The sequence below is a fragment of the Pigmentiphaga humi genome (assembly GCF_900606115.1).
In the GTDB taxonomy this organism is placed as follows: domain Bacteria; phylum Pseudomonadota; class Gammaproteobacteria; order Burkholderiales; family Burkholderiaceae_B; genus Pigmentiphaga; species Pigmentiphaga humi.
Genome location: NZ_UWPJ01000004.1, coordinates 1 through 22,977, shown reverse-complemented (window position 1 = coordinate 22,977; position 22,977 = coordinate 1). Strand labels below are relative to the sequence as shown.

At 64.9% G+C, this 22,977-nt stretch carries 22 protein-coding genes and 1 CRISPR repeat array; of the genes, 14 read left to right on the top strand and 8 right to left on the bottom strand.

Going from position 1 to position 22,977, the window contains the following annotated elements; translation table 11 throughout:
- Positions 1-4: 4 nt before the first annotated feature.
- The 3 genes from PIGHUM_RS00130 to PIGHUM_RS00120 all read right to left on the bottom strand — a co-directional run bounded on the left by PIGHUM_RS00130 (position 5) and on the right by PIGHUM_RS00120 (position 1,820).
- Positions 5-610, bottom strand: a complete 606-nt coding sequence (locus PIGHUM_RS00130; protein ID WP_124077217.1) for a DUF2239 family protein — start codon at positions 608-610, stop codon at positions 5-7.
- Between the two features lie 93 nt (positions 611-703).
- Positions 704-1,315: an LOG family protein gene (locus PIGHUM_RS00125; RefSeq protein ID WP_124077216.1), complete on the bottom strand. Its 612-nt coding sequence runs from the start codon at positions 1,313-1,315 to the stop codon at positions 704-706.
- A 28-nt stretch (positions 1,316-1,343) separates the two neighbouring features.
- Positions 1,344-1,820 carry a MarR family winged helix-turn-helix transcriptional regulator gene (locus PIGHUM_RS00120; protein WP_124077215.1) on the bottom strand — a complete coding sequence of 159 codons (477 nt, stop codon included), beginning with the start codon at positions 1,818-1,820 and terminating at the stop codon, positions 1,344-1,346.
- 135 nt (positions 1,821-1,955) lie between these two features.
- Here PIGHUM_RS00120 and PIGHUM_RS00115 point away from each other — a divergent pair, with 135 nt between their 5' ends.
- The 9 genes from PIGHUM_RS00115 (at position 1,956) to PIGHUM_RS00075 (ending at position 10,569) form a co-directional block, all read left to right on the top strand.
- Positions 1,956-2,462, top strand: a complete 507-nt coding sequence (locus PIGHUM_RS00115; protein ID WP_124077214.1) for a flavin reductase family protein — start codon at positions 1,956-1,958, stop codon at positions 2,460-2,462.
- Positions 2,463-2,505: 43 nt separating this feature from the next.
- Positions 2,506-3,735 (top strand): acyl-CoA dehydrogenase family protein, encoded by a 1,230-nt coding sequence (locus tag PIGHUM_RS00110; protein ID WP_124077213.1) that lies wholly within the window; start codon positions 2,506-2,508, stop codon positions 3,733-3,735.
- A 42-nt stretch (positions 3,736-3,777) separates the two neighbouring features.
- Complete coding sequence (tsdA, locus tag PIGHUM_RS00105; RefSeq protein ID WP_124077212.1) at positions 3,778-4,761, top strand: gamma-resorcylate decarboxylase; 984 nt, start codon at positions 3,778-3,780, stop codon at positions 4,759-4,761.
- 80 nt (positions 4,762-4,841) lie between these two features.
- Positions 4,842-6,086, top strand: coding sequence for an MFS transporter (locus PIGHUM_RS00100; RefSeq protein WP_124077211.1), 1,245 nt, complete (start codon positions 4,842-4,844; stop codon positions 6,084-6,086).
- Positions 6,087-6,229: 143 nt separating this feature from the next.
- Complete coding sequence (locus PIGHUM_RS00095) at positions 6,230-7,174, top strand: tripartite tricarboxylate transporter substrate binding protein (protein WP_124077210.1); 945 nt, start codon at positions 6,230-6,232, stop codon at positions 7,172-7,174.
- Positions 7,175-7,176: 2 nt separating this feature from the next.
- The gene (locus tag PIGHUM_RS00090) at positions 7,177-8,742 is read left to right on the top strand and encodes a sulfatase family protein (protein ID WP_124077209.1); all 1,566 of its coding nucleotides are present in this window, start codon (positions 7,177-7,179) and stop codon (positions 8,740-8,742) included.
- Positions 8,743-8,879: 137 nt separating this feature from the next.
- The gene (locus PIGHUM_RS00085; protein WP_124077208.1) at positions 8,880-9,221 is read left to right on the top strand and encodes a YidH family protein; all 342 of its coding nucleotides are present in this window, start codon (positions 8,880-8,882) and stop codon (positions 9,219-9,221) included.
- A complete protein-coding gene (locus tag PIGHUM_RS00080; RefSeq protein ID WP_124077207.1) occupies positions 9,218-9,526 on the top strand; it encodes a DUF202 domain-containing protein in 309 nt (102 codons plus the stop codon). The genes PIGHUM_RS00085 and PIGHUM_RS00080 overlap by 4 nt, the downstream gene beginning before the upstream one ends.
- An 89-nt stretch (positions 9,527-9,615) precedes the next feature.
- On the top strand, positions 9,616-10,569 hold the full coding sequence (locus PIGHUM_RS00075) for a LysR family transcriptional regulator (protein ID WP_124077206.1): 954 nt from the start codon (positions 9,616-9,618) through the stop codon (positions 10,567-10,569).
- A 10-nt stretch (positions 10,570-10,579) separates the two neighbouring features.
- Here PIGHUM_RS00075 and PIGHUM_RS00070 read toward each other — a convergent pair whose 3' ends face one another.
- Positions 10,580-11,494, bottom strand: a complete 915-nt coding sequence (locus PIGHUM_RS00070) for a LysR family transcriptional regulator (RefSeq protein WP_124077205.1) — start codon at positions 11,492-11,494, stop codon at positions 10,580-10,582.
- Positions 11,495-11,657: 163 nt separating this feature from the next.
- On the opposite strand from PIGHUM_RS00070, the gene mdlC reads away from it, so the two are divergent.
- The 5 genes from mdlC to PIGHUM_RS00045 are packed head-to-tail and all read left to right on the top strand — an operon-like array spanning position 11,658 to position 17,646.
- On the top strand, positions 11,658-13,253 hold the full coding sequence (mdlC, locus tag PIGHUM_RS00065; RefSeq protein WP_124077204.1) for a benzoylformate decarboxylase: 1,596 nt from the start codon (positions 11,658-11,660) through the stop codon (positions 13,251-13,253).
- 49 nt (positions 13,254-13,302) lie between these two features.
- Positions 13,303-14,304, top strand: coding sequence for a Bug family tripartite tricarboxylate transporter substrate binding protein (locus PIGHUM_RS00060; RefSeq protein WP_124077203.1), 1,002 nt, complete (start codon positions 13,303-13,305; stop codon positions 14,302-14,304).
- Positions 14,305-14,345: 41 nt separating this feature from the next.
- A complete protein-coding gene (locus PIGHUM_RS00055) occupies positions 14,346-15,791 on the top strand; it encodes an aldehyde dehydrogenase (protein ID WP_124077202.1) in 1,446 nt (481 codons plus the stop codon).
- Between the two features lie 42 nt (positions 15,792-15,833).
- On the top strand, positions 15,834-16,793 hold the full coding sequence (locus tag PIGHUM_RS00050; protein WP_124077201.1) for a Bug family tripartite tricarboxylate transporter substrate binding protein: 960 nt from the start codon (positions 15,834-15,836) through the stop codon (positions 16,791-16,793).
- 4 nt (positions 16,794-16,797) lie between these two features.
- Positions 16,798-17,646: an alpha/beta hydrolase family protein gene (locus PIGHUM_RS00045; RefSeq protein ID WP_124077200.1), complete on the top strand. Its 849-nt coding sequence runs from the start codon at positions 16,798-16,800 to the stop codon at positions 17,644-17,646.
- Between the two features lie 134 nt (positions 17,647-17,780).
- Here the strand turns inward: PIGHUM_RS00045 and cas6f are convergent, their stop codons facing one another.
- The 4 genes from cas6f to csy1 are packed head-to-tail and all read right to left on the bottom strand — an operon-like array spanning position 17,781 to position 21,747.
- Entirely contained in the window at positions 17,781-18,338 is a 558-nt protein-coding gene (gene cas6f / locus PIGHUM_RS00040) for a type I-F CRISPR-associated endoribonuclease Cas6/Csy4 (protein WP_124077199.1), read from the bottom strand.
- A 3-nt stretch (positions 18,339-18,341) separates the two neighbouring features.
- The gene (gene csy3 / locus PIGHUM_RS00035; protein ID WP_124077198.1) at positions 18,342-19,343 is read right to left on the bottom strand and encodes a type I-F CRISPR-associated protein Csy3; all 1,002 of its coding nucleotides are present in this window, start codon (positions 19,341-19,343) and stop codon (positions 18,342-18,344) included.
- A 23-nt stretch (positions 19,344-19,366) separates the two neighbouring features.
- Positions 19,367-20,374, bottom strand: a complete 1,008-nt coding sequence (csy2, locus tag PIGHUM_RS00030; RefSeq protein WP_124077197.1) for a type I-F CRISPR-associated protein Csy2 — start codon at positions 20,372-20,374, stop codon at positions 19,367-19,369.
- On the bottom strand, positions 20,371-21,747 hold the full coding sequence (gene csy1 / locus PIGHUM_RS00025; protein ID WP_124077196.1) for a type I-F CRISPR-associated protein Csy1: 1,377 nt from the start codon (positions 21,745-21,747) through the stop codon (positions 20,371-20,373). The genes csy2 and csy1 overlap by 4 nt, the downstream gene beginning before the upstream one ends.
- 229 nt (positions 21,748-21,976) lie before the next feature.
- Positions 21,977-22,844: a CRISPR direct-repeat array (repeat unit 28 nt; unit sequence TTTCTTAGCTGCCTGCACGGCAGTGAAG).
- Positions 22,845-22,977 lie beyond the last annotated feature (133 nt).

Sequence of the window (22,977 nt, the reverse complement as noted above, 5' to 3'; positions counted from 1 at the left end):
GCGCTCATTCGGCCTCGCCGGGCGCCTCCATCTCGAAAGCCAGCCGTTCGGCATGCCGGCTCACGTCCGCGGGCCAGTCGGCGATGCACGCCTGGAAAGCCGGCCTGTCGCCCGCGAACAAGGCGCGGGCGGCTTCTTCGAAACCGGCCAGGTCGCCCGCCATCGCGGACATGAAATGGTAGGCGCGCTCCTGCGCCCGGCGCACGCGGTCCTTGGCGGCGTTGGCGCGGCGCGCCTCTTCCACCAGCTTGCGCAACGCCACGGAAGCCCCGCCCGGCTGCGCGGCCAGCCACTCCCAATGCCTGGGCAGCAGCGTCACTTCGCGCGGCACCACGCCCATCCTGGGGCGCCCTCGCCCGCGCGCCGGCGGCGCATCGGTGCCTGGCGCCGGCGCGGGCTCCTGCACCGCCGCCAGCCGGGTGGCGATCTCCTGTTCCGAACCGCGCGTATCCACGTCGACGGCGCGGCCGGTCGCGTCGTCGAAAACCAGCACCGGCCCCGCCGCGCCGGCAGCCTGCGCCCGCTTCACCGCGAGCACGTTGTCCAGCAGCGGGCCGGCGGCCACGCAGCGGTAGCCATCGAACGTGGTGTAGGTAGAGGCGGCATGCATGATCGAACTCCTGCAACAACGATTGAAGAAGTTCGAATATTACCCGGGTAAAATATAGAAATCAATTAAATCCGGGTAAAAATAACGGTACGCCTAGACCGTGGGCCTGCCCGGCTCATCCAGCCACTTGGTCACCGTCGGCGCCGTCCATGCCGCCAGCCCGTCGAGCAGCGCATCGGGGTCGGCCTCGATCACGATCATGTCGCGATGCTCGGCCTTCATGAAGCCCTCTTGCACCGCATGGCTCAGCATGGCGCGCATGGGTTCGTAGAAACCGCGCACGTTCAAGGCGCCGCAGGCCTTGACGTGGTCGCCCAGCTGCGTGAGCGTCGCAGCCTCGAACAGCTCTTCCAGCGTGCCCAGTCCGCCCGGCATCGCGATGAACGCATCGGCCAGCTCGGCCATGCGCGCCTTGCGCGCGCGCATGTCGACGGCGATCTCGTGCGCGCTCAAGCCCGGATGCAGGTGGCCGCGGTCGTAGAGCCGCTGGTTGATGACGCCGGTGACCCGCCCGCCGGCATGCAGCACGGCGTCGGCCATGATCCCCATCAGGCCCTTGTGCGTGCCGCCGTACACCAGGGTCAGGCCGCGCGCGGCGATACGCTCGCCGAGCCGGCGCGCCGCGTGCGCATAGTCATCGGAAAAGCCGAAGTTGGAACCGCAGAAGACGGCGATCCTGGCAAGAGACGGCAGGGGCTGGTTCATGGATGGTGTCCCGGATGAAGAGAACGCGTCAGCGGCGCGGAGGCTTGCGGGAAGGCTGCTCCGCCAGCCGCTTGGGGTCCACCGCGATCAGGTGTTCGTACACCGCGTGCATCGCTTCCTTCAACCGGGCGACTTCGGCCTTGCCGAAGGAGTGGATGGCGACTTCCTCGAAGTGCTGGGCCACCGGGATCAACTCCTCGGCCAGGGCGCGGCCGCTGTCGGTCAGGTTGATCGCCACGGCGCGGGCGTTGTCCTCCAGGCGCACGCGCACGAGATAGCCGCGGTCCTCCATGGTGCCGACCAGCCTCGACAGCGACGACAACTCGAGCGTCGTGGCCCGGCTCAGCTCGTTGAGCCGCTGGTCGCCCTTCTCCCACAAAGCCACCAGCACCCGATACATGGGCAGCGTCAACCCATAGGGCTTGAGCCGTTCGATGAACAGCTCCGCGATGAGCACCCCCACGCGGTTGAGCAGGTACGGAAAAGAATCTTCGAGTCGATACATGGCTGAGTGTCGCGGCCCGCGGCCGGGTAGAAACCCCTATGTTTCCGGCACTTTACAACAGTTGTATTATCAACTGTTGTATGTGAAACTTTCTGCCAGGGCGCCGCACAGTGAGAGCGCTCGCGGAGGAAGACCATGACCAGCCCTGCCCAGGATGTTCAGCAAGCGTTCCGCACGGCGATGCGCAACATCGCCGCCACCGTCACCATCGTGACCGCCGGCCACCACGAGCGCGGCCATGGCATGACGGCCACCGCCGTGTCCTCGGTATCGCTCGACCCGCCCTCGCTGCTGGTGTGCATCAACAGCAAGACCCTGCTGCACGACATCATGTCGGCGAGCGAGCGCTTCTGTGTCAACGTCCTGGCACAGGAACACCTGAACCTGTCCCAGGCCTTCAGCGGCGGCATCCCGCCGGCCGAGCGCTTTGCGCTGGGCGACTGGGCCGAGACCGAAGACGGCCTGAAGTACCTGGCCTCCGCGCACGCCCGCATCGTCTGCGCCCGCAGGCTCGCCATCCCCTTCGGCACGCACACCGTCTTCATCGGCGAAGTCGTGGACGTCCGCGTGTCCGGGCGGCAGGCGCCGCTGCTCTACCACGACGCCACTTACTGCCGGCCCACGCCCGTCGCTTCGCATTGACCGTCGCGGCCATCCGGCCGCCCCCTTTTTTCCGGAGAAAAACATGAGCAGCTTTGCCGAGCATGCCGTGCTGGAGCCCCCGCGCGCGCCAGACGGTCATCACTCCCTGCACGACGCGCTGGAGGCGCTTGCCCCCATGCTCAAGGCATCCGCGCGCGCGGTCGAAACGGCGCGGCGCGTGCCGGCCTCCCACGTCGATGCGATCCGCGCCACCGGCTTCTTCGACCTGGTCAAGCCGGCGGCCTACGGCGGAGCGGAACGGGACTTCGCCACCCTGGTCGAGGCCAACCTCATCCTGGCCCGCAACTGCGCCTCCACCGCTTGGGTGTGCGGACTGCTCGCGGCTCACCAATGGCTGGTGGCGAGCTTCCCGGCGCAGGCCCAGCAGGACGTCTGGGGCAGCAACGCCGATGCATTGCTCTGCGGCTCCTACGCGCCTGCCGCCCGGGCGCAGGCCGTTCCCGGCGGCTACCGCCTGAGCGGCAAATGGAGCTTCGCCAGCGGCTGCGACAACGCGCACTGGGCGGTCTGCGCCGCGATGATTCCGGCGCTGGCCGATCCCGGCCGGCTCGAACCCGCCTTCCTGCTGGTGCCCGCCGCCGACTACCGCGTCGACGACACCTGGGACGTGGTGGGCCTGGCCGGCACCGGCAGCAAGACGCTGGTGCTGGACGAGGTCTTCGTGCCCGGCCATCGCATCCTCACCTTCGCGCAGACCACGTCCGGCGCCACCCCGGGCGCCGAGCACCATCGCCACGAACCCGGCTATCGCATCCCCATGCTGGCGGTGATTCCCTCATGTCTGGCCAGCGTGGCCGTCGGCGCGGCGCAGGGCGCGCTGGCCGACTATATTGCGGCCACCAGCGTCCGCGTCACACGCGGCGCCGTCGCCGGCGGGCAGCAGAAAATGGCGGAGTTCCCGACCGTGCAGCTACGCGTGGCGGAAGCGGCGGCGGCCGTCGACGCCGCCCAGGAAATCCTGCTGCGCGACCTGCGCCGCGTCGCCGCGGCAGTCGCGCGCGGCCAGGTTCTCACCGAGGAAGCGCGCATCCTCAGCCGGCGCGGCCAGGCCTATGCCGTCGCGCTTGCGCTGCGCGCGGTCGAAGCGCTCAACGCCGCCACCGGCGGCATGGGCCTGGACCTGAACCATCCGGTGCAGCGCGCCTGGCGCGACGTCAACGCCATCGCCCGGCACATCAGCATGAATTGGGATGCCGTGGGCACCATGTCCGGCCAGATGCTGCTGGGCCTGACGCCGCGCGGCCAATATTGAGCGATCCATGCGCCTCTGCGCATGCCACCAAGGAGCAACACCATGACAACGGGAAAAATCGCGCTCGAAGAGCATTTCGCGCTCGACGAGACATTGGAAGACTCGCGCCCCTTCGTGCCCGAGAAGGACTGGCCCGAGCTGCGCTCGCGCCTGCTCGACGTCCAGGACCGGCGCCTGCGCCTGATGGACGAACACGGCATCGAGACCATGATCCTGTCGCTCAACGCCCCGGCGGTGCAGGCGGTGGCGGACCATCGCCAGGCCACCGAGCTGGCGCGGCGCGCCAACGACTTCCTGGCCGAACAGGTGGCGCGCCGGCCCGGGCGTTTCCGCGGCTTCGCGGCGCTGGCCCTGCAGGATCCCGAGCAGGCCTCGGCCGAACTGCAGCGCTGCGTCAAGGACCTGGGTTTCGTCGGCGCACTGGTCAACGGCTTCTCCGAAGACGCGCGCTCGGAGACGACGCTCTACTATGACCTGCCGCGATACCGCCCCTTCTGGAAAATAGTGCAGGACCTGGACGTGCCGTTCTACCTGCATCCGCGCAATCCGCTGCCGCGGCGCGGCAACGAATACGACGGCCACGGCTGGCTGATGGGCCCGACCTGGGCCTTCGGCCAGGAGACCGCCGTTCATGCGCTGCGCCTGATGGGTTCGGGGCTGTTCGACGACTATCCGCGCCTGCGCATCATCCTGGGCCACCTGGGCGAAGGCCTGCCGTACAGCATGTGGCGCATCGACCACCGCAACGCCTGGCTCAAGGCGCCGCCCAAGTACCCCGCCAAGAAGAAGATCGCCGACTATTTCAACGAGAACTTCTACCTCACCACGTCCGGGAATTTCCGGACCCAGACGCTGATCGACGCGATCCTGGAAATCGGCGCGGACAGGATCCTGTTCTCCACCGACTGGCCGTTCGAGAACATCGACCACGCCGCCGACTGGTTCGATTCGGCCAGCATCAGCGAAGCCGACCGCGCCAAGATCGGACGCGGCAACGCCGCGCAATTGTTCAAGCTGGACCGCTGAATCGCGCCGACCCGAGCGCGGAGAGTCCGTAACCCAGAACACGCGGCCGCCCATGACGCGAGCGGCCGCAGGAGGAAGACATGAAGACAAGCAATCGCTGGTGGGTCGTCGTCGGATCGGCGTTCGGCCTGTTCGTCGGCAACGGCCCGATCATGCAGTTCACCTTCGGGGTGTTCCTGCTGCCCATCGCGGCGGAATTCCATTGGTCGCGTTCGACCATGTCGCTGGCCCTGGTGGTCGGCCTGATCACGACCGCGGTGCTGGTGCCGTTCGCCGGCCGACTCATCGACCGCTACGGCATCCGGCCCGTGACCCTGTCGGCGATCGTGCTGTTCGCGCTGTCCATCGTCGGCGTCGCGCTGTTCGCCGACACGCCGGCCAAGCTCATCGCCGGCTACGCGTTGATGGGCGTCGCCGCCGCGGGCCAGACCCCGCTCCCCTATGCCAAGGCCATCGCCGCCTGGTTCGACGACAAGCGCGGCCTGGCGCTGGGCATCGCCATGGCCGGGGTCGGACTGGGCGCGGCGCTCGTTCCCCAGTTCGCCCAGGCCCTGGTCACGCAGGTGGGATGGCGCGGCGCCTACCTCGGCCTGGCTGCGCTGACGCTGGTCGTGGGCGTCTCCGCGGTGGCCCTGGCCGTGCGCGAACCCGATGCCGCCGCCCGCCGCCCGGCCGGCGGTGTTCCCCAAGACGTGCCCGGCCTGACGGCGCGGCAGGCGCTCGCGGACGGCCGCTTCTGGAAACTGGCCCTGGCCTTTTGCGCGGTCGCCCTGGCCACCAACGGCGTGATCGCCCACGTCGTGCCGCTGCTGGTGGACCGCGGCATCTCCGCGGGCGTGGCCGCCTCGTCGCTGGCATTCGCCGGGTTAGCCCTGATCGCCGGCCGCCTGTTCGCGGGGTATCTGCTCGATCGCATCTTCGGTCCCCTGGTCGCCGCCTTCTTCTTCCTGGTGCCCGTGGCGGGGATCGCGCTGCTGCTGGCGGCGCCGGCGCCGGCCTACGCCGCCGTCGCGGTCGTGCTGATCGGGCTGGGCCTGGGCGCCGAAGTCGACCTCATCGCCTTCCTGCTGTCGCGCTACCTGGGCCTGAAGAGCTTCGGGGAAATCTACGGCTACCTGTTCGCGGCCTTCATGCTGGGATCCGGCTCCGGCCCCTACCTGATGGGCCTGGCCTTCGACCTGACGGGCCACTATGGCTATGCGCTGGGCGCGCTGTGCCTGGTGCTGGTGGGCGCAGCCGCGCTGGTGCTGCGGCTGGGTCCCTACGCCTACCCGCAGACCGGGCAGCGCAGCGGCCGGCCCGCCGCGCTGCAAGTGGCGCACTGACGGACGCACGGGTCATTGCACGCCGTGATGGGGCATCGCCAAAAACTAATTGGCGGCCCCTTCACCCGCTGCGATAGTGTCGCTCCCGCCTCGCTCGGCGACACAGACAGCCCCAGGCTGCGCCTTCGGCCACAAGGAGACCCATGAACATCCGCGCCCTGATCGGCGTGCTCGGCACGCTCTGCATCATCAACACTTCCCATGCCGCCGAACCGGTCCGGCTCGTCGTGGCCTACCCGGCCGGCGCCAGCCTGGACAACCTGTCGCGCTCGTTCGGCGAGCAATTGCGCCAGATCATCGGCGAGACGGTCGTGGTCGAAAACAAGGCCGGCGCCAACGGCACCATCGGCGCCCAGGCCGTGGCGCAAGCCGCCCCCAACGGCAAGACGCTGCTGATCGCGGGCGATACCCTGGTCACCGTCAACCCGGTGCTCTACACGAAGTCGAACTTCGACATCGACAGCCTGGAACCCCTGGGCATGCTGGCCTTCCAGTCTTCCGTGCTGGCCGTGCGCGCGGACAACCGCGCCCGCACGCTGCCCGAGTTCATCGCCAATGCCAAGCAGAAGGAGATCACCTATTCCTCCGCGGGCCTCGGCTCCAGCGGCCACCTGATGATGGCCAACCTCATCGCCGCGTCGGGGATCAAGGCGATCCACGTGCCCTACAAAGGCGGAGCGCCCGCCGTCATGGCCATCATGAGCGGCGAGGTCGATGCCGCCTTCCTGGCCGTCGGCAACCTGCTGCCCTACATCCAGCAAGGCAAGCTGCGCGCGCTGGGCGTCTCCAGTCCGGCCCGCCTTTCCGCGCTGCCCGACACGCCCACCATGGTGGAGGCCGGCTTCAAGGACTTCGCGATCCGCAACGGCAACCTGCTGCTGGCGCCCAAGGGACTGCCGCCCGAGATCAAGCGCGAACTGGCGGGGCAGCTCGCCCAGGCCCGCGACAGCAAGGCCTTCCAGGAGAACCTCGCGAGCCTCGGCATGGAAGCGGCCACGCTCGGCCCGGCCGAAACCGCGCAATGGCTCAAGACCGAAGGACGCCGATGGGAGCAGGTCATCAAGCAGAACGGCATCAAGGTCGAATGAACATGCCCAAGGTCAATTTCCTCGTCATCGTCACCGACCAGCACCGCGCCGACTATCTCGGCTGCTACGGCCACCCGCTGCTGCGCACGCCGCACATCGACTCGCTGGCCGCGCGCGGCGGCCGCTTCGACCGCTTCCACGTCGCCAGCCCCGTGTGCATGCCCAACCGGGCTTCGATGCTGACCGGCCGCATGCCCTCGGCCCACGGCCTGCGCGACAACGGCAACATCCTGTCGTGGCGCGCCCATACCTTCGTCGACGTGCTGCGCGCGGCCGGCTACCGCACCGCCCACCTGGGCAAGGCCCACATCCAGCCCATGACCGGCCAGCCCGCCGAATCGCGCATCGACCCGGCCGCGCTGGGCCTGATCCAGGAAGCCTGGCGGGACGACGGCGGCGACTACACGCAGGAACAGCCGCACCACTACGCCGGCACGCAGCGCTTCCAGCCCAAGACGCCGTTCTACGGCTACGACGAAGTCGACTTCGTCACCCAGCACGGCGACCAGGCCGGCGCGCACTACCTGCAATGGCTGCGCGGCCAGACGCCCGACGCGGACGCGCTGCGCGACCGCGCCAACCAGCTGCCGCACGACTACGTCTGTCCGCAGGCCTACCGCACCGCCATCCCCGAATCCCTGTACGCGACCAGCTACATCCGCGACCGCGCGGTGGACTTCCTCGGATCGACGGCCGGCAGCGAGCAGCCCTTCTTCGCCTTCGTCTCCTTCCCCGATCCCCATCACCCGTTCACCCCGCCCGGCCGCTACTGGGACATGTACGACCCGGCCGACTTCACCGTTCCCCTGCCCTTCGAAGCGCACCGCAACCCGCCGCCGCCCATCCTGTGGTCGCGCGAACAGATGCGCAACGGCCGCCGCGCCGGCCAGGGACCGCAGGATTCCTTCTTCGCCTCCGAGCGCGAGATCCGCGAAGCCATGGCCTTGACCTGCGGCATGATCAGCATGATCGACGACGCCATCGGCGACGTGCTGGCCGCCCTCCAGGCCAGCGGCCATGCCGACGACACCGTGGTGGTATTCACCTCCGACCACGGCGACTACCTGGGCGACTACGGCATGATGCTCAAAGGCCCGCTTCCGCTCCAGTCCATCACCCGCGTGCCGTTCATCTGGGCCGACCCGCGGGCGAGCGGCCCGTCGAGCCACGGCGCGCTGGCATCGACCATAGACCTCGCGCCCACCATCCTGGACCGCGCCGGCCTCAAGCCCTACTTCGGCATCCAGGGCCAATCGCTGCTGCCGGTGCTGCACGGCGACGAAGGCGTGCGCGACGCCGTCCTGGTCGAATACCAGGACAGCAAGACCCGCCAGGGCTTCGCCCGGCCCGCCTTCGTGCGCTCGCTGGTCACCGAAGACCACCGCTACACGGTCTACAAGGACGAAGGCTGGGGCGAGCTCTACGACCTGTGCGCCGATCCGCACGAATCTCACAACCGCTGGGACGATCCCGCCTACGCCGGCCAGCGCGCCCGCCTCTCCGAGCATCTGGCGCAGGAACTGATGCGCGCCGTGGACCAGAGCCCCCGCGCGAAATTCGCCGCCTGACCCGGGATCCGGATAGGCGCCTGTCCGCTGCGCCGGACGGGCGCGCATCGGCCAAACCGCCCACGGCCGGGCAGCGCCGATGCGCCGAGGCATAAAATGGCGGATTCGCGCAGGCGCATCCGCAGGAGATCTTCTTCATGCAACAGGACGAAGGCCAGGAGCCGGACTACCGCTTCACCCTGGCCAACGAACGCACCTTCCTCGCCTGGATCAGGACGGCGCTCGCGGTACTGGCCGGCGCCATCCTGCTGCACCAGTTCGGCAACACCGTCGAGCCCCACTGGCCGCTCGTCGCGCTCAGCACCGTCATGACGGCGGCCGGCATGGTCTTCTGCGGCGGAGCCTACCTGCAATGGCGGGTCAACCAGCGCGCCATGCGGCACGCGCGGCCCCTGCCGGGATCGCGGCTCATCCCCGTCGCCGCCGGCGTGACCCTGCTCGTCGCTGTCGTCGCCGGTCTCTACGTACTGGTCCGATGATCCCCCACCAGGATCCAGGACTGCAGCCCCAGCGCACCGCGCTGGCCTGGAACCGCACCGGGCTCTCCATGGCCGCCGTCGCCCTGCTGATGCTGCGCGCCGGCATACAGGAACACGACGCCGCCGCGCTCGCCGTCGGCGCGCTCGACATGGCCTGCGCCCTGATGATGTACGCCGCCGCCTTCTGGCGCCGCTCGTCTCTGCACCTCGACCGCGTCGTCCAGGCGCCGCCGGCCTGGATGGCCGGCATCTCGGGCGCCGTCGCGCTGGCCTGCGCAGTCAGCGGCTGGCTTATACTCCGCTAGCATCCACGGCCGCAGCGCCGCCTTCGGCGCACGCATCCATCGCTTCCCGCCGCCCGGCGTCGCCGGACGCGCCCACCCAGGAGGCATCGATGGACCTGCGACAAATCCGATACTTCATCGCCATCGCCGAAAGCGGCAGCCTCAGCGAAGCCGCCCGCCGGCTCCACATCGTGCAGCCCGCCCTGAGCCAGCGCCTGGCCGCCCTCGAAGCCGACCTCGGCGTGCAACTCCTGGTGCGCGGCCGCAGCGGCATCGCCCTCACCCCTTCCGGCACGGAGCTCTACCAACGCGCCCTGCTCATCGCCAAACACATCGACACCGCCCGCCTCGCCGTCAAGGAAAAAGCCGGCGAAGTCGAGGGCACCCTCACCATAGGCGTACTGCGTTCCATGGCGCCCGCCGTCGGCAAGCGGCTATTCCTCACCCTCAAAGAAGAACTGCCGCGCGTCACCCCGCACCTGCGCACCGGCTACTCCGCCGAACTCGCCAAAATGCTGCAGGAAGGACGCGTCGATCTCGCCATGCAAGTCCTGCCCGCCGGCAGCAAACCCGACACCGGCGTCCTCTACTCCGAACACCTCTACGCCGTCGGCGTGCCCGCGCTGCTCGGCACCGGCAACCGGCCCATCACCCTGCCCGAACTGCAAGGCATCCCCATCCTCACCGCCGCACGGCAATCCTCGCACGAACTCCTCGTCCAGGCCGCCCGCCGCCAGCACATCCCGTTGAACGTGATCGGCGACGTCGAAGACTCCTTCTCGCTGCTGGAAATCTGCGACACCGGCGTCGCCGCGACGTTTCTCTCAGGCGCAATGGCGCATGAAGCGGCCCGGCATCGAGGCTTGACGGTCCGGCCTCTGGACGATCCGCGCGTGGTGCGGCACGTCACGCTGGCAGTGAACCCGGACGTGCCCCGCACCGCTGCGCTGGTGGCGGCGGGGGAGATCGTGGGGAGGGTGTTGATGGAGAGGATGCGAGAGGCGATGGGGGAAGTACCAGCCGAAACATCCCGAACCACTCAACCGGCCGCCGACGCCCGATAAAGCGCGTTGCTCACGTTGCGACCCGCTCCAGAGCTGCCGAGAGCACATCGGAAAGCTCCTTGACGGACTCCGGCGCAAGTTTTCCTCTAGCCGTAGTCAAGTAGAAATCGACAGTGACGTTCGGCTCGCCGATGAAGGCTCCCTCGATCCCATAGTGGGCGCATTTTCCCCAAGCGAACGCCGGGACAACCGCGCCGCCGGCTCCAGCGGCAGCCATTGCCACCACGGTTTCGATGTGGTTGAACTGGCCATGGACAGGCCGGTTCAAGCCGCATTTCTGCAGTTGCTTTTCGACCAGTTGCTGGATCGGGCTGGACTGCGGCAGCTTCAACAAAGGCAGCTCCGGAAGATCGGCCCAATGCAGCGTCGGGAGTTCCGACAAAGGCTTGCCCAACGGTGGCTGATGGCTTGCGCGCACATAGATCAGCCGCGAGCGAAACAGAAGGCTGCGCTGGATGCCCGAGATCGGCTTGAAGAAAATCCCCAGACCGCAATCCAGCTCTCCAGCCTTGACCTGCTCCTGGATGACAGCAGCCTCGGCATCGATGAGTTGAAGAGAAAACAGTGGATGCGCATCGCGGAACTCCTGGTAGATGATCGGCAGGAAGAAAGCAGCGAGCATGGGCGTACATCCGATGCGCAAGCTCCGCTGCTGCTTGACCTCCAGCTTGGCGATCTCGCCGACGACGTGCCCCAGGTCGTCCGTCGCCCGCATGGCAACCGGCAGAAGCAGTGCTCCCGCCTCTGTCAGACGGACTGATCGGGTCGTTCGGTCGAACAGCCGGCACCCGAGTTGCCCTTCCAACTCCCGAATCATGATGCTCAGGCCCGATTGCGTCATATGCGCCTTTTCCGAGGCGCGCGTGAAGCTGCCCAGTTGCGCCACGCTGACGAATGCTGCGAGCTGCCGGCTTGAGATATTCATGTGGATCGCTCATCAATTGATCAAACATCCACAACTAAACAACGGATGTTCCTACCTATGATAGCGACCAGACCGGCATAACACAGCAGCGCCCATGCTCATGGCGAACTGCCGTTTATGCACGCCCCGCATGCACACTCGTCATCCACCGGCCTTACGCAACATGCCCTCCAATTCACGCGACCACGATCCTGAAAACGTCACGGTCAGGGACGCTTCGTTTCACCTGTTCCGCAATCTGGGCTTCGACCGAATCTTCGGCAACCCGGGCTCGACCGAGCTGCCGATGTTCCGGGACTTCCCGTCCGACTTCCAGTACGTCCTCGGACTGAGCGAATGTTCGGTCGTGGCGATGGCCGACGGCTACGCCCAAGCATCCGGCCGTGCCGCGCTCGTCAATCTGCATTCTGCTGCGGGCGTGGGCCATGCCATGGGAAGCATTTTTACCGCCTATCGAAACGCCACGCCCCTAGTCATCACCGCAGGCCAGCAGGCGCGTTCGATGCTGCCTTTCGAGCCCTATCTGTATTCGGTACAAGCTACCGAGCTGCCCAAGCCTTATGTGAAATGGAGCTGCGAGCCGGCAAGAGCGCAAGACGTGCCCCTGGCGCTCGCCCGCGCATACTGCACCGCGATGCAATATCCCCGGGGGCCGGTCCTCGTATCCGTGCCGGCCGATGACTGGGATGCACGAACATCGCTGGTTCAGGCCAGGGAAATCGATTTCACGATCCGCCCCTCTGCAGCCTCCGTCGCATCCATCGCCGATGCGCTCCGGAAAAGCAGCCGCCCGGCCTTCGTCGTGGGATCGGAGGTGGACAGGAACGGCGCATGGCATCAAATGGTTCGGCTTGCAGAACAGCAGAACGCATTGGTGTGGGTCGCGCCGGCTTCGAGCCGCTGCTGTTTCCCCGAGAATCATCCGCTCTTTGCCGGGTTCCTGCCTCGCAGCAGAGAAGGGATTGTTTCCGCTCTCCAGGGAAGCGATCTGGTCGTGGTTATCGGAGCGCCGCTCTTCACGTATCACGTCGAAGGCTCCGGTCCCCACGCATCCGATAGCGCTGCCATTTTTCACGTCACCGACGATCCGAACTCGGCAGCATGGTGCCCCATCGGCACTTCCGTCGTTGCCAGCATCCGCGCCGCCGTCGAAGATATTCTGGCCAAGGGCGAACCCACGAAACGCGCCATGCCGACAGGCCGGCCTGCTCCGCAGCCGGTCAGCACCGGCGGGTCGGCAATCGATGTGGCCGCCATGTTGCAGGTCATCGCCGACAACCGGCCGGCGAACAGCATCATCGTCGAAGAAGCCCCGAGCATCCGGGGCGACATTCAGAACCACCTCCCTTGCGTGCGGCCCGGCTCGTTCTTTACGGCCAGCAGCGGAGGTCTCGGCTACTCGCTGCCGGCAAGCATCGGCATCGCAATGGCCAGGACGGATGCATCGGTCATCGCCCTCATCGGTGACGGCTCGAGCATGTACTCGATCCAGGCGATATGGACCGCCGTCGAACATGGCCTGCCGATCACCTTCGTCATTGCGAACAACCACGGCTACGCCGCGCTGAAGAAGTTCGCGCGGGTATTTGGCATGGATGGCGCATTGGGATCGGACCTCAAGGGTATCGATTTTGTCGCGTTGGCGCAGGGACAGGGATGCGGCGGTGAACGCGTATTCACCTCCGACGCGCTTAAACAGGCGCTCGCGACAGCCTCCAAGCGCAATGCGCCGTATCTCATCGAGGTGGTCCTGACCTAGCCGGCCCAGATCACGTCAATTTCTTTCAAATCGTCGAAGGAGATAGTTCATGTACTGCGAAGCAGCGAATAAAAGCCTGTCGCGCCGCCTGGCGCTCGGTTTGCTCCTGTTGTCTCCGCTGGCCGCAGCTACGGCGGAGGAGTCTGCAACGTCGTGGCCCGGCAAGCCTGTTCGGTTGGTCGTCAACTTCGCTCCGGGAGGCGCGGTCGACGTCGTCGGACGCGCGGTCAGCGCTGCATTGCTTCCCCGCGTCGGACAGCCGGTGGTCGTCGAGAACAGGGCGGGAGCCGGAGGCGGCATCGGCGCCGAGAACGTCGCCAAATCCGCACCCGACGGCTATACGCTGCTTGTCAGCGCGGGAACCCTCTTCTCGATAGGCCCTTTCGTCTACGACAAGATGCCTGTCGACCCTTTCAAGGATCTCGTTCCGGTCGCTCCCGTATCGAGAGGCATCCAGTACCTGCTTGTTCGCAGCAGCTTGCCGGTCAAAGATGCGCGCGAGTTCCTCGACTACGTCAAGAAGAACTCCGGCGCCATGACCTACGGCTCGGCGGGAAATGGCAGCGGACCGCATCTGGCGGGCGAGATGTTCAAAGCGAAGACGGGAACCTCGGCGCTGCACGTTCCGTACAAGGGCGCGGCGCCCGCTCTGCAAGACCTGCTCGCCGGCCGCCTGGACTATGTATTCGACCCGGGCATAGGACTCAGCCAACTCGCTGGCGGAAAGATCCGCCTTCTCGCCATCGGCGGAGACAAACGGGTCTCGCGGTTTCCCGACGTGCCCACGCTGGATGAACTAGGCGTGAAGGACTTCAACGCCGAATCCCTTTTCGGCGTCTTCGCCCCGGCAGGCACCCCGGCGGCGCTCGTGAAAAAGATCAATGCCGAGATCGGCAAGGCACTCGAGAACGAATCACTCAGATCCGCGATTCTGGCGAACGGAGCAGAGGTCGCCGCTCCCATGAGCGCTGAATCGTTCCTCAAGGCCTTGCGGCAGGAAGCCGGCAGATTCGGACCGATCGCCAAGGAACGCGGTATTCGCGCGGATTGACCGGACGGTCCGGATCCCGCCCACGGAGACATGAGGACGCTATGTTGAACGCATCTTTGATCATTGACGGCAGCAATGGAACGGCCCAGGGGGGCCGGGTATTTCAACGCGTCGGACCGACATCCGCCGGCGCCGCTTCAGAAGCGCCGGCGGGCACGGCCACAGACGCGAAACTGGCGGTAGACGCGGCCGCACGCGCCTTCTCGACCTGGAGAGAAAGCGGGCCTGGCGAGCGCCGCCGTCTCTTGACCGAGGCCGCTCGCCGTCTCGAGCTCTCGGCACCCGCGCTGACAGAAGCGATGACGGCCGAACTCGGCGCCACGGAGCTTTGGGCGAAGACCAACCTGCATCTCGGTGCCGAGATGCTCGTCGAAGCCGCCGCCCTCACGACGCAGATCTCCGGGCAGATCATTCCATCCGACGTACAGGGCAGCCTCGCCCTGGCCGTGCGCCAACCCGCCGGCGTATGCCTTGGCATTGCTCCATGGAATGCGCCCGTCATTCTCGCGGTGCGCGCCGTTGCCACGGCACTGGCGTGCGGCAATACGGTCATTTTGAAAGGATCCGAGCTCTGCCCGATGACGCACTTTCTCGTGGCGAAGTGCTTCGTCGATGCCGGCTTCCCTCCAGGCGTCGTCAACTACGTGGTGAATGCGCCAGCAGACGCTCCGGCTGTCGTCGAGGCTCTGATTGCGCATCCGGCGACGCGCAGAGTCAACTTCACCGGATCGACGAAGGTCGGCCGCATTATCGGCAGCCTTGCCGCCGCCAGCATGAAGCCCGCGCTGCTGGAACTCGGCGGCAAGGCTCCGCTCCTGGTTCTCGAAGACGCCGATCTCGACGAGGCCGCTCGCGCGGTTGCGTTCGGCGCATTCGCCAATTGCGGCCAGATATGCATGTCGACGGAACGTGTGATCGTCGCCGATGCGATTGCCGAGGCGTTCGCAAGAAAGCTGGTCGCCCACGTGTCGTCCTTCGCTCTACCCCAGGCGCAGCAAGGGCCGCTCGGATCCGTGGTCGGAACCAATGCCGTATCTCATTGCAAGGCCCTGCTCGATGACGCGATCGGAAAAGGCGCCCGCCTACTGCACGGGGGAACCGCGGGGGGGACATTCATGGATGCAACGATCGTGGATTCGGTCACTCCGCAGATGAGGCTCTTCCATGAAGAGAGTTTCGGGCCGATGGTAGGCCTCATCCGCTTCGGCGACGAAGCCGAAGCCCTTTCTCTGGCCAACGCCAGCGAATACGGCCTCTCCTCCGCGATTTTCAGCCGCGACATCAGCAAGGCAATGGCGCTTGCGCGTCGAATCGATTCGGGAATCTGCCACATCAACGGACCGACAGTCCATGACGAGCCGCAGATGCCCTTCGGCGGGACGAAGCAGAGCGGGCTGGGACGCTTCGGCGGCGAAGCCGGCATTGCCGAATTCACGGAACTGCGGTGGATAACCATCCAAACCACCTCGCGGAAGTACCCGTTCTGAGCTTTCGGGTGATTCGTGGGGCCTACAACAGGAAGACACGCCATGATTAGAAAAACCCACATCGCGGCAGCGCTGCTGCTCGGCGTCGCAAGCACGGGGTATGCGGCTTATCCCGACAAGCCAGTGAAGATCGTCGTTCCATACGATCCGGGCACGGGCGCGGACATACTTGCGCGCACATTGGGCCAACAATTGGGGGTGGTCTGGCGCACACCAGTGGTTGTCGAGAACCGTCCCGGAGCAAGCACCGGCATCGGCGCGGCCCATGTCCAGAACGCCAACCCCGACGGCTACACGCTTATGCTGGTTGCGAACACCTTGGTTCTCAACAAGAGCCTGCGCCCCAACGCATCCTACGACCCCGTCGGCGGCCTGGCGCCCATCCTGCCGGTGGCCATCGGGCAATTGACGCTCGTCACCCACCCCAGCCTGAACGTCGACTCGGTTCCCGAACTGATTGCGCTGGCCAGGAAATCACCCGGGCAAGTCGACTATGCCTCGCCGGGCAACGGCACGCCGCACCATTTGACGATGGAGCTATTCAAGCAAGCCACCAAAGCGGACCTCACACATGTGCCTTTCTCGAATACCGGCGGCGCGGTGCAAGGGCTGCTAGGCGGACACGTCAAGACGATGTTCCTGCCTATTCACGTCGCGCTGCCCCACGTAAACAACGGGAAGCTTCGCCTTCTCTCTTCCGGCGGAACACATCGCGCCGAAGCCACGCCAGCCATACCGTCCCTCACCGAGGCGGCGGGAGTCGAAGTGGACGGCGACATCTGGTACGGACTCTATGCGCCGAAGGACACCTCCGCCTCGGTCGTTCAAAAACTGAATGCAGACGTCAACGCGGTCCTTCGGCAGGCCGAAGTACGCGCAACCTTCGAACGCCAGGGATTGACGCCAACAGGCGGAACACCCGGGAACCTTGGCGAATTGACCCGCGACGACTTGAAGAAATGGACCGCCGTGGTCAAAGCCGCAAAGATTCAAGAGGACTGAGCGCATGATGCAGATTCACGCCATCCATACCGAAGATCAGGTTCGCCTGCACGTAGCCTTCTTTCCGCCCGCGGACAAGAACCGCCCCGTCGTGCTTTGTACGCACGGCGTGGCCAATGCCTTCTACAACACGCCCTTGTGGGAAGTCGCCCAAGCCATTCATCGCCTGGGCTGGGGCGTAGCTTTGTTCAACAACCGTGGACACGATTGGGTATCGGCCAATCCTATCGACGCCAGATGGATCGGCGCCGCGCATGAGCGCATCGAGGACTGCGCGCTCGACTTCAAGGCGGGGCTGGACTGGTTGAACGCTCAGGGATATCGCAATCTCGTCATAGGAGGGCACAGCCTGGGAGGACTCAAGGCGAACTACGCGCTACGCACCCTGCCCAGCGGCAGCTTCAAGGGGTTGGCAATGTTTTCGTCGCCGCGTTTGCCCGATGAACAGGTTTGGGACTGGAAGCGGCACGAAGACATACTGGACCGGTGCCGTGCGCTTAGCCAGGCCGGCGACGGCCGCACGCTGATGGAAGTGGAGATGCCGACCAACACGCCGGCGATGCGCGGCTTGATGTGCGCCGACACATACATCAACAAGTATGGCCCCACGGCCGTCACCACTGTCCTTCGGGACGCGGCAGGCATCGCCGTTCCCGTATTCCTGCTGGCGGGGACGAAGGAGCATCCACAGCTCGCTTTCTCGGCCGATATGGAGAAAGCATTGGTCAACGCCGTATCCGTGACACGTGCCGTAATCGACGGCGCGGATCATCTATACACGGATAAATCTGATCAGGTAGCCAGCGCCTTTTCGGACTGGCTCGAAAAACTGTTCGCAGGCGATCCGGGCTGAGCTGGAGGTCTCCTTCAGGATTGGCGACCATAGCCGCTATCACTGCGAAGCCAGTGGCCCGGGCTTTGGCCGTGCCACTGGCGAAGCCGGGCTGCGAATGCGGGCCGGCTACCTCAGGCGCCACGGCACGGTAGTTAGAACCACGGCACCGTCGCCGTCTGGCTCAAGCCATAGCTGTTGAATGCCCCCGTCCGCGCCTGTGCGACCGGAGAACCATGGCGAATGAACAACCGGAACGACTGCCCGGTACTGCGGCTGGACAGCTTCAGATAAGGATCGGACAAGGTCTTGGCGACAGTATCGGGAATCCGCTCCAAAGCCTGCTCCTCGGTCCAGCCATGCCGCTTCATCTGCCGCCGGCGCAGACGCTCCGGGCTGCTCTTGACCTGAATCCGGCGCACCTCGCAATACCCCGCTCGCTCTGGGACGGCGGCAGGTGTGTCCCATCGCACATAATCCCGGGCGCCATGGACCCACTTCGCCGGATCCATCGCCAGCAAGGCCTCCCGAGTTCCGTGCAATCGCAGCACCGCGCCCAGCCCTGCCTTGGCCGCTTGGGGAAAGCTGACGCCGATGTCCTCGCGGCCCGACGCCGCCAATGCACGATGCAAGTGGCCGAATACGCCACTCATTGCAATGTGAACCGACAACTCCGGATCCGGCACTATCTGGATGTCGAGATAGTGGTCCATTGCTCACCCCGCATCGCCGAACACGCCGCCGCGGATCAAGGTCGCCACGACGTAGTGCTGCTGCTCGACAGGCGGCACCTTGTCCTTGAGCACCCAGTCATCCAGCAGGTTGTAGAAATCCTGCTTCTGCCTGGGCTGGCGATACGCCTTTCCTTGCGTCGTCACCGACCCATACGGTTCGACGGCAATAGGGCCCACCGCATCCGTATCGGGATACCAGGTATCGATCGTACGCAAGGCGTTTCCCACCTTCTGCGAGTGCAGGCCGGCGACCTGATCGACATGGTAGAGCGTCTTGCTCTTGTCGCCCCTTTCCAGCACCAGTTCCTGAGAAGGAAACACCTCCTGCCCCGCTCCGACCCTGGCGAATGCCGTTACCTGGAGCAACACGTGCTGTTCGCCTGACAGCCCTTTCCTGATGAGCTCCGCGACGGTGCCAAGGTCATCGTTTTCGTACGCGAAATCCCGCAGCGAAAACTGGAACGCATCGAATATCCATGCCGATTCCGTCCGCCCCTGAACCCGGTGTTCGATCCGCACTTCGACGGCCTCCGCGCCCACCCGATTGCGCCAGAGGAAACGGCCGTTCGCCAGATTGGCGGCATAGCGGCGTGCCAGTTCTCCGAAGCCTTGTCCGGACACGTAGGAATCGAGCGTGCTTTTGAGCTTGGCTGCGTAGTCGTTGTCATTGCAGGCCGAGGGCTGGCCGACACCCGACAGTACTCGCAGCGTGAAACTTACCTGCAGAGTATCCGCAGCGGCGGGCAGCGCAGCCACGTCCACGACCTGCAGGTTGGGGCTCTCGATCGAGGCATCGAGCTTGGCGGGGTCCTGGTCCTTGGTCTTTAGGCGGTTCGAGATCGTGCCGCGCACGGCTTTCTCATGGATTTTCACGGCGGCCCACCCGGGCTGGCCCCGCTCCTCCCAGCGCCCGGCGAAGAACAGCGCATAGGACGGATCCAGCTTGCGTTCAAAAGCCAGGACGGAAGCAGTCTTCAGTGTCATGGAGTCCTCTGAGAAAAACGAAATCAATCAACCGCTGTGCCAAGACGCTGCGGATAATCATTGCGGCAGCGATACAAGCCGCCGTCCGCATCGGTATCGGCATACCAAAGCATGTCTTCGATCGCGTCCAGACGATGCGGACCGATCCACTCGCCCACCGAGTACACGCTTTCGACGAAACGAAACCGCGTTCGCGCGTCCCGCGCGTGCCGGACACTGCCCGCCGGCTGCAGCTCCGACAATTTCGAATATCCCACAGGCATCGGGACGATCCAGCCTTTGCGATCGTGCGCCCATTCCACCTTTGCCCCTTCTGCGGCAGGTTCGGCGGTAGACACCGGCCGCCAATTGAACCGGGATAGATCCAGCCACGCGTCCAACAGGTTCGCATCCGGGTTTTCTGCACGCATGGCCTCGAAGCGCCGAGCGAGGAGGTCGTCCCTGCTCACTAGCGCCGTCCCAGGCAGCCATTGCCGGCGCAACCATCTGAACTGCCGATCCCGCAGATCGTCGTCCTCGTCCCACGCAAGCAGATAGGGACGGACCCGGCGCCCCGGCATTCGCCCGGGCGGAAGAACAGTGCCGCCCGCCACGCGAAGCGTAGCAACCACTTCCTCGATCAGCGCAACGGTCCGCCCACGCGCATCGTCATCCACGAAGAACAGATTCTCTTCGCGAGCCTCCGGCCCCCAGGTTCCGAAAACGAGCGTCACGTCGAGCGTCATCCGCCCTTCCTCGACTATGGCCGCCGTGCTGCCATTCTTGTCGAGCGGGTTGCGGCTCAGATGAAAAGTCTTCACATAACCGTTCTGGACTTGTTCCTGATAAGCATGGCAGATGACACCGACGGAATCGAACGCCAACGACACGCCACGCTTCTCCAACGCGCGTTCCAACGCCCACATGAAGCCGAGAAATGCCGTCATCGACGGAAAGCCATGCGTCAACGGGCTGGAGATGGCATTGACGTTCTGTAGGTTCAGGTGCGGCAGCACCAGCAGGCCCTGGCCACGTTGGGTTGAAACGCTCATGCCTTGCTCTCCGCCACCACGCGCAGCTGCACATCCAGCTCTCGCCGCAACGTATTCAGGAATGCAGACCAGCCGCCGTCCCGCTCGTCTCCCAGCAATTCCCGCTTCCAGTTCCGGTGCTCATCGTCGCCCACGCCGGAAATTCGCGTGCGCAACTGCGCGTTGAACCAGCGCGCGAAACGGCTGCCGATAGCGACGGGCCAATCCAGGGCCATCCACTCCCGGGCGAACTCGGTTTCGTCCCGCAACGTCGCGCGAAGCGGATCCAGCCATAGCGCCTCGACATGCACCAGACGGCACCGCGCATCGCGGCTCCATCCGGGCTCGAGCCGCTCGTGATAGCGGACCGCCAAGCCGACCAGTTCATCGATCAACTTATCCACGTATCGGGACACCCGCTTCCGAGTGGCCTCATTGCGCGGTGGATCTTGCTCCAGGAAGCGCAATAGGGCTGCGATGACCTCGCGCACCCCCGCCTGCCGTGCATATACGCCCTCGAAGATCGATTCCATTTTCCAGGGCGGACGAAGCTCCTGTGCCTGCCAGACAGGCGGTAACGCCCCCAACAAGTAATTGACGCCGCCCCGCTCGCTGTTCAATTGGGACACGTTTTGCGGCTTTGTCCCCCCAAGCTTCTGTACCGCCAAGCCCGGATACTCCCGCACAGCTCCGTCATGCCACCGCCGGGCGTTGCGCGCCTGCCTGGCCGCCTTGTTCTTCTCTCCGTATCGGTCTTCCTGGATCACCGGAAATACGGCGTGGGCCAGCGAACTTGCATAAAGAGGAGCAAGCAAATGGTACTGCTCATCCAGCGTTGCATCATTGCCCGCCAGCCAAAACACCTGCTTGCTCAACGGATGCGTAGATAGTTCTCCGCCACGCTGGGCCAGAACGCTTACGAATGCATCGCGCCATGCCCGAGCTTCTGCAACGTCGTCACTGAGAGCCGCCATGGCCTCCCCGTCTTCGTCATGCAGCCAATCCAGTAACGAACGCCCGTCAATCTCCAGCTTGAGGAATTTGTAGACATCCAGCGCAGCGGCATTGCCTACTACATCTGCTGAAAACTGGGGGCTCAGAACGTGGCTGCCAACTTCGTCGCGAGGCGCCATTACGCCCGGATCGATGTAGAGATTGGTTCCGCGCGCATCCGGATGAATGGGCTTCAGCGTATGAGTGACGAGTTGGATTTGCTGCACGCGGCGGGCGGCGTTCTCCAACCATGCGGGTCGCTGATGTTGGGTAATTAGCTCCTGACGCTTGGGATCCTCAGGAGCAAGCTTGTCGAGCTTGACGATCAAACGCCCGGCGAGGAATTCATCGATCTTGGCGTGGATGCGCTCACGACGACCCGCGGAGATGGGGTCAGGCATAGCTCTGTCTCGCTGCTAAACGCACAGAAGAAGTAGATCCAGACCAGTGAAACGCTGGACGCATCCTATCTCGACAAATGCTGAATCGCATGACGGTTCAGGCGCCTTCCTTTATTGTTCTGGCTCTACCTAACGCAATGCTACAGAGCCGAGCAAATAGTTTCAATAAGTTAACGTGCACCAATGCGGCAGTGAAGAGCCAAGTCCGGCCCCCGTTCTTGGCTTGCTTTTTCTTAGCTGCCTGCACGGCAGTGAAGATCACGGACCGCGCCCAGCATCTCGTCGTCCTTTTCTTAGCTGCCTGCACGGCAGTGAAGGCTCGTGGTATGGCGTCCGCTTCCAGCTGGAATTTCTTAGCTGCCTGCACGGCAGTGAAGCGAGGTTGCGCGTCGGTGTGTTGTGGGCGATATTTCTTAGCTGCCTGCACGGCAGTGAAGGGAGTCACGCTGCGGGTTCAGCACCAGGTACGTTTCTTAGCTGCCTGCACGGCAGTGAAGCCGGCAAGCGCGGCACCGAAGCCCGCACGTGTTTTCTTAGCTGCCTGCACGGCAGTGAAGGTCATCGCCCGAGAGCTGTCTATGGGCGTCCATTTCTTAGCTGCCTGCACGGCAGTGAAGCCTCCCGCAGTAGATGCGGTGCCGCTGACCGATTTCTTAGCTGCCTGCACGGCAGTGAAGTACGGGGCCGCTTTCATGCTGCACCCCCTTGCTTTCTTAGCTGCCTGCACGGCAGTGAAGGTGGACAACTCGATGTTCGCCCAAGACTCCGGTTTCTTAGCTGCCTGCACGGCAGTGAAGGAACCATGACCGATTGTCGGTACATCGCCGGCTTTCTTAGCTGCCTGCACGGCAGTGAAGGCCTGGTGATGCAAGATTAGTTATGCTGGATTTTTCTTAGCTGCCTGCACGGCAGTGAAGCCGTTCATGCCTGACGGCACCCATCCGTCCCATTTCTTAGCTGCCTGCACGGCAGTGAAGCATGGCGCCTAGGGCCGATGTCACCATCTGCGTTTCTTAGCTGCCTGCACGGCAGTGAAGCCCAAGTCCATCACGGAACGCTACTTCGATTGTTTCTTAGCTGCCTGCACGGCAGTGAAGGAGACTTCCTCGAACTGCTGCGCGCGGGCGAGATTGAATCACACCGGGAATCGCGGAGGCTGTTTTGTTAAAGTAAAACAGATTCCGCAGCGGATGCCGCGAGTTGTCGATAGTAACGCTCTTCGGCTTCTGC

Excerpts from the sequence above, each read along its gene's own strand:
- PIGHUM_RS00130 (WP_124077217.1), bottom strand. The coding sequence starts at position 610 with ATGCATGCCGCCTCTACCTACACCACGTTCGATGGCTACCGCTGCGTG.
- PIGHUM_RS00125 (WP_124077216.1), bottom strand. The coding sequence starts at position 1,315 with ATGAACCAGCCCCTGCCGTCTCTTGCCAGGATCGCCGTCTTCTGCGGT.
- PIGHUM_RS00120 (WP_124077215.1), bottom strand. The coding sequence starts at position 1,820 with ATGTATCGACTCGAAGATTCTTTTCCGTACCTGCTCAACCGCGTGGGG.
- PIGHUM_RS00115 (WP_124077214.1), top strand. The coding sequence starts at position 1,956 with ATGACCAGCCCTGCCCAGGATGTTCAGCAAGCGTTCCGCACGGCGATG.
- PIGHUM_RS00110 (WP_124077213.1), top strand. The coding sequence starts at position 2,506 with ATGAGCAGCTTTGCCGAGCATGCCGTGCTGGAGCCCCCGCGCGCGCCA.
- tsdA (WP_124077212.1), top strand. The coding sequence starts at position 3,778 with ATGACAACGGGAAAAATCGCGCTCGAAGAGCATTTCGCGCTCGACGAG.
- PIGHUM_RS00100 (WP_124077211.1), top strand. The coding sequence starts at position 4,842 with ATGAAGACAAGCAATCGCTGGTGGGTCGTCGTCGGATCGGCGTTCGGC.
- PIGHUM_RS00095 (WP_124077210.1), top strand. The coding sequence starts at position 6,230 with ATGAACATCCGCGCCCTGATCGGCGTGCTCGGCACGCTCTGCATCATC.
- PIGHUM_RS00090 (WP_124077209.1), top strand. The coding sequence starts at position 7,177 with ATGCCCAAGGTCAATTTCCTCGTCATCGTCACCGACCAGCACCGCGCC.
- PIGHUM_RS00085 (WP_124077208.1), top strand. The coding sequence starts at position 8,880 with ATGCAACAGGACGAAGGCCAGGAGCCGGACTACCGCTTCACCCTGGCC.
- PIGHUM_RS00080 (WP_124077207.1), top strand. The coding sequence starts at position 9,218 with ATGATCCCCCACCAGGATCCAGGACTGCAGCCCCAGCGCACCGCGCTG.
- PIGHUM_RS00075 (WP_124077206.1), top strand. The coding sequence starts at position 9,616 with ATGGACCTGCGACAAATCCGATACTTCATCGCCATCGCCGAAAGCGGC.
- PIGHUM_RS00070 (WP_124077205.1), bottom strand. The coding sequence starts at position 11,494 with ATGAATATCTCAAGCCGGCAGCTCGCAGCATTCGTCAGCGTGGCGCAA.
- mdlC (WP_124077204.1), top strand. The coding sequence starts at position 11,658 with ATGCCCTCCAATTCACGCGACCACGATCCTGAAAACGTCACGGTCAGG.
- PIGHUM_RS00060 (WP_124077203.1), top strand. The coding sequence starts at position 13,303 with ATGTACTGCGAAGCAGCGAATAAAAGCCTGTCGCGCCGCCTGGCGCTC.
- PIGHUM_RS00055 (WP_124077202.1), top strand. The coding sequence starts at position 14,346 with ATGTTGAACGCATCTTTGATCATTGACGGCAGCAATGGAACGGCCCAG.
- PIGHUM_RS00050 (WP_124077201.1), top strand. The coding sequence starts at position 15,834 with ATGATTAGAAAAACCCACATCGCGGCAGCGCTGCTGCTCGGCGTCGCA.
- PIGHUM_RS00045 (WP_124077200.1), top strand. The coding sequence starts at position 16,798 with ATGATGCAGATTCACGCCATCCATACCGAAGATCAGGTTCGCCTGCAC.
- cas6f (WP_124077199.1), bottom strand. The coding sequence starts at position 18,338 with ATGGACCACTATCTCGACATCCAGATAGTGCCGGATCCGGAGTTGTCG.
- csy3 (WP_124077198.1), bottom strand. The coding sequence starts at position 19,343 with ATGACACTGAAGACTGCTTCCGTCCTGGCTTTTGAACGCAAGCTGGAT.
- csy2 (WP_124077197.1), bottom strand. The coding sequence starts at position 20,374 with ATGAGCGTTTCAACCCAACGTGGCCAGGGCCTGCTGGTGCTGCCGCAC.
- csy1 (WP_124077196.1), bottom strand. The coding sequence starts at position 21,747 with ATGCCTGACCCCATCTCCGCGGGTCGTCGTGAGCGCATCCACGCCAAG.